This is a genomic window from Mesorhizobium sp. M0772, assembly GCF_040320135.1.
In the GTDB taxonomy this organism is placed as follows: Bacteria; Pseudomonadota; Alphaproteobacteria; order Rhizobiales; family Rhizobiaceae; genus Mesorhizobium.
In genome coordinates this window covers 1-7,654 of sequence record NZ_JAMYPB010000094.1, presented here as the reverse complement: position 1 = coordinate 7,654, position 7,654 = coordinate 1, and the positions used below count along the sequence as shown (strand labels likewise).

The 7,654-nt window shown below is 62.9% G+C and carries 9 protein-coding genes; 2 read left to right on the top strand and 7 right to left on the bottom strand.

Annotated elements, in window-relative coordinates:
- Positions 1-60: 60 nt before the first annotated feature.
- The 4 genes from NKI06_RS30405 to NKI06_RS30390 are packed head-to-tail and all read right to left on the bottom strand — an operon-like array spanning position 61 to position 3,833.
- Positions 61-984, bottom strand: coding sequence for a DUF58 domain-containing protein (locus NKI06_RS30405; protein ID WP_352987901.1), 924 nt, complete (start codon positions 982-984; stop codon positions 61-63).
- Positions 981-1,937 carry an AAA family ATPase gene (locus NKI06_RS30400; RefSeq protein WP_352987900.1) on the bottom strand — a complete coding sequence of 319 codons (957 nt, stop codon included), beginning with the start codon at positions 1,935-1,937 and terminating at the stop codon, positions 981-983. Before NKI06_RS30400 ends, NKI06_RS30405 begins: the two co-directional genes overlap by 4 nt.
- A complete protein-coding gene (locus NKI06_RS30395; protein WP_352987899.1) occupies positions 1,924-3,129 on the bottom strand; it encodes a DUF4350 domain-containing protein in 1,206 nt (401 codons plus the stop codon). The genes NKI06_RS30400 and NKI06_RS30395 overlap by 14 nt, the downstream gene beginning before the upstream one ends.
- Complete coding sequence (locus NKI06_RS30390; RefSeq protein ID WP_352987898.1) at positions 3,126-3,833, bottom strand: DUF4129 domain-containing protein; 708 nt, start codon at positions 3,831-3,833, stop codon at positions 3,126-3,128. Before NKI06_RS30390 ends, NKI06_RS30395 begins: the two co-directional genes overlap by 4 nt.
- A 69-nt stretch (positions 3,834-3,902) precedes the next feature.
- On the opposite strand from NKI06_RS30390, the gene NKI06_RS30385 reads away from it, so the two are divergent.
- Both NKI06_RS30385 and NKI06_RS30380 read left to right on the top strand, forming a co-directional pair.
- Complete coding sequence (locus NKI06_RS30385; protein ID WP_352760922.1) at positions 3,903-4,760, top strand: hypothetical protein; 858 nt, start codon at positions 3,903-3,905, stop codon at positions 4,758-4,760.
- Between the two features lie 77 nt (positions 4,761-4,837).
- Positions 4,838-5,650 (top strand): hypothetical protein, encoded by an 813-nt coding sequence (locus tag NKI06_RS30380; RefSeq protein ID WP_352987897.1) that lies wholly within the window; start codon positions 4,838-4,840, stop codon positions 5,648-5,650.
- Positions 5,651-5,745: 95 nt separating this feature from the next.
- Here the strand turns inward: NKI06_RS30380 and NKI06_RS30375 are convergent, their stop codons facing one another.
- The 3 genes from NKI06_RS30375 to NKI06_RS30365 all read right to left on the bottom strand — a co-directional run.
- Positions 5,746-6,099, bottom strand: coding sequence for a tetratricopeptide repeat protein (locus tag NKI06_RS30375; protein WP_023821145.1), 354 nt, complete (start codon positions 6,097-6,099; stop codon positions 5,746-5,748).
- Between the two features lie 66 nt (positions 6,100-6,165).
- Positions 6,166-6,570, bottom strand: a complete 405-nt coding sequence (locus NKI06_RS30370) for a hypothetical protein (RefSeq protein WP_023698040.1) — start codon at positions 6,568-6,570, stop codon at positions 6,166-6,168.
- A 173-nt stretch (positions 6,571-6,743) separates the two neighbouring features.
- The coding region (locus NKI06_RS30365) for an ABC transporter substrate-binding protein (protein WP_352987896.1) at positions 6,744-7,654 on the bottom strand (911 nt) is incomplete at its 5' end.

Genomic DNA, 7,654 nt, shown 5'->3' with positions numbered 1-7,654 from the left:
GTGTGGGCGGCCGTGTAATTTGTTTTTAAGCGACAGTGTTAATTGGGTTGTTTGGGGTCATTAGGCGATTGCCGCCGCCCGGTTCTGGATCAGGGGGCCGCTGGCGTCGCGGCGCACGGCGCGGCTGGAAACGCGCGGCCGCGCGTCGAAGCCGAACAGGGAGACCATGTCACCGCCCTTCAGCGCGATGAACGCCGACAGCAAGGCGGCGGTGACGGCACGGTCCACCTTCGGCACGCCGTCGACGGGCTCGCACATCAGCCGGCCGCTATCGATGGCCAGCACGATGTTGTTGTTCTCCTCGATGCGGAACTCGCGCGCCAGAAGCCTGCCGTGGCGGGCGCTGCGCTTCCAGTCGATCATCCGCCGGCCCATGCCGGGCTGGTAGTCCTTCAGCGCCTCGAACTCGCGGCCCTGGCCGGCGCGGCGTTGCGCATGGCCGTCGGGCAGCGACTGGCGCTGTAGAAGCGTGATTGCCTCGTCGCGGGCGCTGCGGATATCGGGCAGTATTGCGACCTTGTTGTCCATTGGCAGGACGACCTGGTTCCAGACCAGGCCGAACGGCCCGCGCCAGCGCACCCACAGGCGATCGAACCTGGCGATGCCGCGCCGCAGCGCCTGAAATTTGAGATCGAGCGATGCGCTGCCGGCCTCGGCGGTCAACGCGCCGCCGGTGCCGCCCAGCGGGGCCAGCCGCTCGTCATGGCCGAGGCGCGCCTGCACCGCGCGCGACCGTCCGCTGAGCCCGGCGGTGACATGGACGGTGAACTTGCCGCCGACGCTGACTTGCGGCGGGGCATGGATGCTGGCATCCAGGGAAGCGCGTCCGCGCCCGGCGGCCGCGTCCACGGCCAGGAAAGCAAGCAGCACGCAGATCCACAACAGGCCGAGATACCACAGCGACGGCAGCGCGAGCGCGATCAGGAAGGCCGGTATTGCACCGGCCGCACCTGCCCAGACTGCCCGGCCGCTCGGATAGATCAACGTGGCGCTTCCGTCTGGTCGACCAAGTCGGTGACGATCTGCTCGACCAGGCGGCCGTCGATCTGCGCCGCCGGCGACAGGATCACGCGATGGCGCAGCGCCGGCACCGCAAGCGCCTTGACGTCGTCGGGGATGACATAGGCGCGCCCGTCGAGCGCTGCCCGGGCGCGTGCGGCTCTCGCCAGCATGGCGCCCGCACGCGGGCTGGCACCGACTTCCAGATCGGGGCTGGCGCGCGTGGCCCGCACCAGCCTTGCGATATAGTCCACGACGTCGTCGACAAGCGTGACCCCGCCGACGGTCGCCAACGCCTTTTCCAGCGTCTTGCGGTCGGCCTGGGCGGTGATGCCGTACTGCTTGATGTCGTGCGAGGCGGTGCCGCCGCCATGGTGGATGATGATCGCCTTTTCCTCTTCCGGGCCGGGGTAGCTCACCCGGTGCTTGAACAGGAAACGGTCGAGCTGGGCCTCGGGCAGGGGATAGACGCCCTGATGCTCGATCGGGTTCTGCGTCGCCACCACCATGAAATTCTGGCCGAGCGCATGGGTGGTGCCGTCGAAGGTGACGGCATGTTCCTGCATCGCCTCCAAAAGGGCGGCCTGGGTCTTGGGCGGCGTGCGGTTGATTTCGTCGGCGAGCAAAAGGTCGCAGAAGATCGGGCCGCGCGTCAGCGTGAACTGCCCGGTCTGGAAATTGTAGATGTTGGAACCGACGATATCGCCGGGCATCAGGTCGGGCGTGAACTGGATCCGGCCATAGGCGACGCCCAGCGCGTGGGCAAAGCAGCGCGCCGTCATCGTCTTGGCCGTGCCCGGCGGTCCCTCGAGCAATATATGCCCGCCGGCGAACAATGCCGTGAGCATCAGATCGACCGTATCGTGTTGCCCGGTGATGGCCTTGGCCACCTCTTCCCTGATCTGTGTCGCCAGGGCCTTCACATCATCGACGTTCACCGAGCCTCCTTGCCGTCCAGTCGTGCAGCTTTTCGGCTGCATCATGCATTTGTGTCAGGGTCTTTGCCGCGTTCGCAGCTTGCAGGCGGGTCGTGAAACCGCCGGCTTCGTCCTTGTCGCGGGAATCGAGCCAGCGGTCGAGCGCTTCGCCCTGCAAACCGTGCGGCGCGCCGAGCAGCGCGCCGGCGCGTAGGCGTGCCAGTGCTCCATAGCGGTCGCCTAGTTCTTCCAGCCGGCCGGCGCGGCGCAACAGCATCGCCGTGGTGTCGACCAGCGCGCGTTTGCCGAAGGCGATGGCGCGCTGATCGGCCCGTGGCGGCCCGAACCGGCCAAGGCCATGCAGGAAGGCAAGTGCCGCGGCCGCCAGGATGGTCAGCGTCAGCGCCAGGAAAGGCGGTTCGACCAGAAGCTTGGCGAGGTCGTATTTTCGCCCCGCGCCATGCAGCGTCAGGTCGAACATGACGGCACCCTCTTCGGGCTGCAGGAGCTCGATCAGCTTGAGCGCCGCCGCCGCCTTGTCGGGATCTTTCAAGCCAGCGTTATTGATGAGATCGGGGTCCGTCAGAATGTAGAACCGCTCGTCTTCCACCTCGGTCAGCACGGCCTTGCCGTTGCCGGTGGCAATCAGCGGGTGTTCGTCGGCCACCCATTGCAGCTGGTCGGGAACGCTGACCATTTGCCCTGAGACGTCGAGTTGCTTGACCGTGGTCTCACCTTCGCCGAGCTTGGCCTTGGCGATCCGGGCGAGCCAGTCGTTGACCACGACGTCCGGCAGCCGCTGGATCTTCATCTCCCAGCCTTCGTGCAGGGCCAGCGGCAAGGTCGCCCATTTGGGCAGAACGAACAGCGTATCCAGGCCCTTGCGAAGCTTGATGATGTTGGCAAGCGCATCCGGGTCGCTGTCGGGTGAAATGGTGACGATCAGCAGCATTTCGGTCTCGAGATCGCTGTCGGACCGCGCCATATCGGGCGCTTCGCCGGTCAGCTTCAGCCATTGCGCCAGACCGGCATAGCCGATGCCGCTCTTCGACAGCGGCGTTGCGCCACCGACGCTCGGCTGGCGAAAGTCGGGGGCATAGGTGGACAAAAGGAAGAAGCCTGCGGCCGCGAGCAGGCTGGCGAAAATGCCCCAGAACAGCGTCCTGCGGCTGAACGGTTCCTGCTGGGCGATGTCGGCTGTCGCGTCACTCACATCCAGGCATCCCTGAAGACGAATCGCTCATAGGCGCTGCGCGCCTCCTGCCAGCCCTCGGGCCCGACCGGCCGGCGCGCGAACAGAGCGGCCTCGACGATGCGCGCGATCTGGGTAAAGGCGCCACGCGCCCGCGTTGGCAGCGACGCCGCTCCCGCGATATCGCGCGCGGTCAGCGACGGGCGCAGGAAGTCGGGCAGGCGGCCGGCAATGTCGGCAACGCTGCGGCGCAGCAGGAGATGCACCGCCTCGTCATACTCGCCCCGGGCGGCCAGCGCATCGGCTTCCGACAGCAGGACCTGCGCGGCGCCCACGTCGGGGTGCCATGTCGCTTCCGCCTCGGTCTCGCTCTTTTTGCGCCACCAGGGCAGGCGCCAGGCGACGCCTTTCACCTCAAGCAAAATCAGCAGCAGAATGATTGCGGCACCTGTGATCACGGCCCCCCAGAACAGATAGATCATGTAAGGGCCGAGCGATTTCAGGAACTCGCCCAGCGGTCTTAGCCACTCGGGGGTCTCGGGTGGTCTGTAGGCCGGCAGGTCGAACTGGATCGAATCGTCCGACAGCAACTGCTTGTGCAGTTTGGCCAGCCATTCGGCTTGCGCAGCGTCCGGCTGTGCAGCAGTCACCTTCTCGCCCCCCTGCAACCTGCGGTTCGCGAGCCGACACTGGCAATACGCCAAGGCAATTGCAAGCGGCGGCAACCGCAAGTATCAATATCGGTGATTTATACTTTCTGATTTCGGGTATCCATTAGTCGGGGGGAATGTAACATGACGTCAATCGCGAGCGAGCGGCCGGAACGGTTCAGCATCGGCAGGGCTTTCAGCAATACGTTTTCGGTAATCGGACGAAGCTTCGTCCCACTTGCCGCCATCGTCGGCCTTTTTTCGACGCTGCCTGCGCTGCTGTACAACATCTGGAGCTTTAGACAGATTGCAAAGATAGCAGTACCTGGGGCGAGCTTCGAGCAATCGGCGATGGCGGGCTATGGTGCCGTTTCGATGATTGCCGGCCTGGTGCTCCTGATCTTGGCCTTTCTGGCGCAGGCGGCGCTGGTACGAGCGACAATCGAAGATTTGAACGGCAAGCGCCCGTCGATTGGCGATTGCATTCAGATAGCCTTGCGCAGCTTCCTCCCCACGCTCGGAATTGGTATTGTGATCATCGTGGCAATGTTTCTGGTGGCGATGATATTAACGGTCATCACCATGGCCATCCCCATCGTCGGCGGTGTGATTGCACTTCTGTCGCTCATCCCCATAGCCATGTGGCTGATCAGCATATCGGTGGCTGTGCCCGTCGCAGTTCAGGAAAGGCCTGGCGTCTTCGCCTCGATTTCGCGAAGCAGGGCGCTGACGAAGGGAAGCCGCTGGCGGATATTCGCGCTGTTTCTGGTCCTCGGCATTGTTGCGATAGGGCTACAAGTGGTTTTCACCTTGCTGTTTCAGGCTGCTATTGCGAGCGGCGGGATCAGCACGACCGGACTCATTGCCGCCGCCATCGGAAGCAGCCTGCTGTCGACAATCGTTTCGGCGGTGATTTCGGTAGCGATTGCGGTCACTTATGTCGAGCTGCGCCAGGTCAAGGAAGGCACCAGCGTCGACGAACTGGCGCAGATATTCTCGTAACGAAGGTTTTGGCCCGAGAACAGCCAGTCATGTTGGCGCGATTGGCCGGGATCTAGCTCGGGCCGGAAGGGGTAATCGTGGCATCGACGGCGGCGGCGCGGCTTGAGAAGTTCCAGATCGGCAGGGTTTTCAACAACACCTTCGCCGTGATCGACCGCAATCCCGGTCTGATGATTGCTTTGGCGGCGCTTTTCCTGGTCCTCCCAGCAGTTGCGCTCAATCTGTCGAACCACTGGAATGCCGGCCCCAACGGCTACATCGCCACACCTCCACTCGGCGCGAAGTGGGTCATTATGAGCAGCTCGTTCTTATCGCTCGTTTCAAGCCTGATCTATTTCGTTTGCGCGCTGTTGTTCCAGTCCTCGCTGGTGCAAGCGACGATAGAGGACCTGAACGGCAAGCGCCCGGTGATCGGCGACTGCATCCAGATAGCCTTGCGCAGCATATTGCCGACGTTGGGGGTGGGGCTGATTGTCTTTTTGGCCATGATCCTTGGCCTCATCGTGATGGGCATCGCCGGAATGTTGGTGCCGATCTTCGGAGCGATCATTGCCTTCGTGGTGTTGCTCGTTGCCGGCATCAGGTGGCTACTCGGCATATCGGTTTCCGTGCCGGTGCTGATGCAGGAGCGGCTTGGCGTGTTTGGCGCGATGTCGCGCAGCCGTGCTCTGACCAAGGGCAGCCGCTGGCCGATGTTCGGTGTCTTGCTGATCCTGTTTTTGGCGGCGCTTGCCTTCCAGATGATGTTTGCCCTGCTGATCGGCCTGATTTTCGCTTTTCTTCAGCGGCCTCTCGACGGTCGCCCTGATTTTCGGCGCTTTCGGAAGCGTCCTTATCGTGACGGTCGTGTCCACGGTGGCATCGGTGGCCATTGCGGTCGCCTATCTTGAACTGCGCCAGGTTAGGGAAGGCACCAGCGTAGATGAACTGGCGGAGATTTTCTCTTAGAAGGCGAAGCCGACTCGGCTGGTCGGGCGGCGGGATTTCAGTGACAACAGCTTGGCCCCGCCTCCGCGCTCGTCCGACACAGGCACGACGAGGTGATCGCCACATCCCGCGCGAGCTGGACATGGTCGAAGCAGCGTTTGGCCGCACGGTCTGCCTCGTCCTTGCCGTGCTCGTTCCAGGTGAGGTTGTAAAAAGGCCCGGCGGCATAGGCGATGCCCCAATGCACGAAGGCGCAATCAGGATCTGTCTCCAGCGCCTTCTCGAAGCACTTTATGCCTTCCTCATGGTTGAAGCCGTAGCACCAGTTCAGCCCGATATCGAACCAGCGCTGCGTCTCGGCCGAGGCGGTGGAGATTGGACGGCGATAGGTGCCAAGGTCGAAGTGGTCCATGCGTTCTCGTGCAAAATATCGCGGCCAAAGTGTATCAGGCCTTGAACTCAATCTTGGGGTGCTGACCTAGGTAAAGTGCGAAGCAATCTGTTCGACAGGGTCCTTGTCTGGGCGCACCAAAAGCCAGAAGATCAGCCCTGTAGCGCCACCGAGTATCCCTATGAAGGAGCATGCATAGAGAACTCCGCCGATTCCCAATGGAGGACTCCACTTAATGAGGCCGAAGACAAACGCTGGAACAAAAACTGCCAGAAAGCCAACGACGACGTATACCCAAAAAAACTGCCAGCGCCGTCGGGTGAGGACATAGAAGGCCGGAATTCCTACCACCGCCTCCACAACATAGAAAACAAGGGTTACGAAGATGAAGCCCGACAACGGCCCCGTCTCAGGGTGGTTCGCATGCCAATTGTAGCCGGGCAGGATCGCCGGAATAATGGGTGCAAGAATGAAAGCCCAACGGGCGCGCATGTGTATTCTCCGGAATGACGCGAGCCCACAGCGGCGCCTCGTCGACACACCAGACCGATCCACGATCGCCGCGTCAAGACAGACACCGTCGTAAATGCTCGGAGTGCGCTGCAGGTATTTACCTGAGCGACATACCGCTCAGGTGCCAGCCGGTATGCGGCGTCCCCGAACGATCACCCCTCCAGCCACACCTTCTCAAAATGCTGCTCCAGCGACTGGTGCTGTTCGCAGCCTTGCACGCCCTTGCGATAGGTGCGGTAGACCGAGCGCCAGTAGGGCTGGATGATGATGCCGGCATCGCGCAGATTCTGCTCGATCCTGGCCATGATCTCCTTGCGCTGGGCGGCGTCCGGCGTTGCCAGCGCCTTGTCGAGAAGCGTGTCGAATTCCTTGTCGGCATAGGCGCTTTCGTTCCAGGCGGCGCCCGATTTGTAGGCGAGCGCCAACACCTGGACGCCGAGCGGGCGGCCCAGCCATTCGGTTGTGGAGAAGGGGTATTTGCTCCAGTCGTTCCAGAAGGTCGCGGCGGGCAGCACGGTTCGCTTGATCTTCAGGCCGGCCTCACGCATCTGCGCGGCGATCGCATCGCCGGTGCTCTTTTGCCATTCGACGTCGACCGAGATCAGCTCGAATTCGTGGTCCGTCTTGCCGGCCTCGGCGAGCAATTTCTTGGCCTGTTCCGTGTCGCGCTTGGCCGGGCCGATATCGGCAAATTCCGGGTGCATCGGGCCGACATGGTGATTGTCGGCAGGCTTCCCGCGGCCGCCGAGGCCGAGCGCCAGCACGGCCGAATTGTCGACCGCAAGCTGGGCGGCGCGGCGCACCTTGACGTCGTCATAAGGCGCGTTGCCGACATTGAAGCGGGCAACGATGGTCGAGCCGGTGGCGATCTCGGAATTCAACAAGCCCATCTGCTCGGTCTGCGACACGGCGTCGGACGCGGTTTCGTGGTCGGTGTCGATCTCGCCGGATTCGAAGGCCGACAGCATGGCGTTGGGGTCGGAGCCGTAATCGACCCATTTGATGCCGTCGAGGTAGAAGTCGCCCTTCCACCAGGGCTTGTCCTTGCGCTTCACCTCCGCCC

Coding starts and splice junctions, on each gene's coding strand:
- NKI06_RS30385 (WP_352760922.1), top strand. CDS start 3,903: ATGACGTCAATCGCGAGCGAGCGGCCGGAACGGTTCAGCATCGGCAGG.
- NKI06_RS30375 (WP_023821145.1), bottom strand. CDS start 6,099: ATGGACCACTTCGACCTTGGCACCTATCGCCGTCCAATCTCCACCGCC.
- NKI06_RS30370 (WP_023698040.1), bottom strand. CDS start 6,570: ATGCGCGCCCGTTGGGCTTTCATTCTTGCACCCATTATTCCGGCGATC.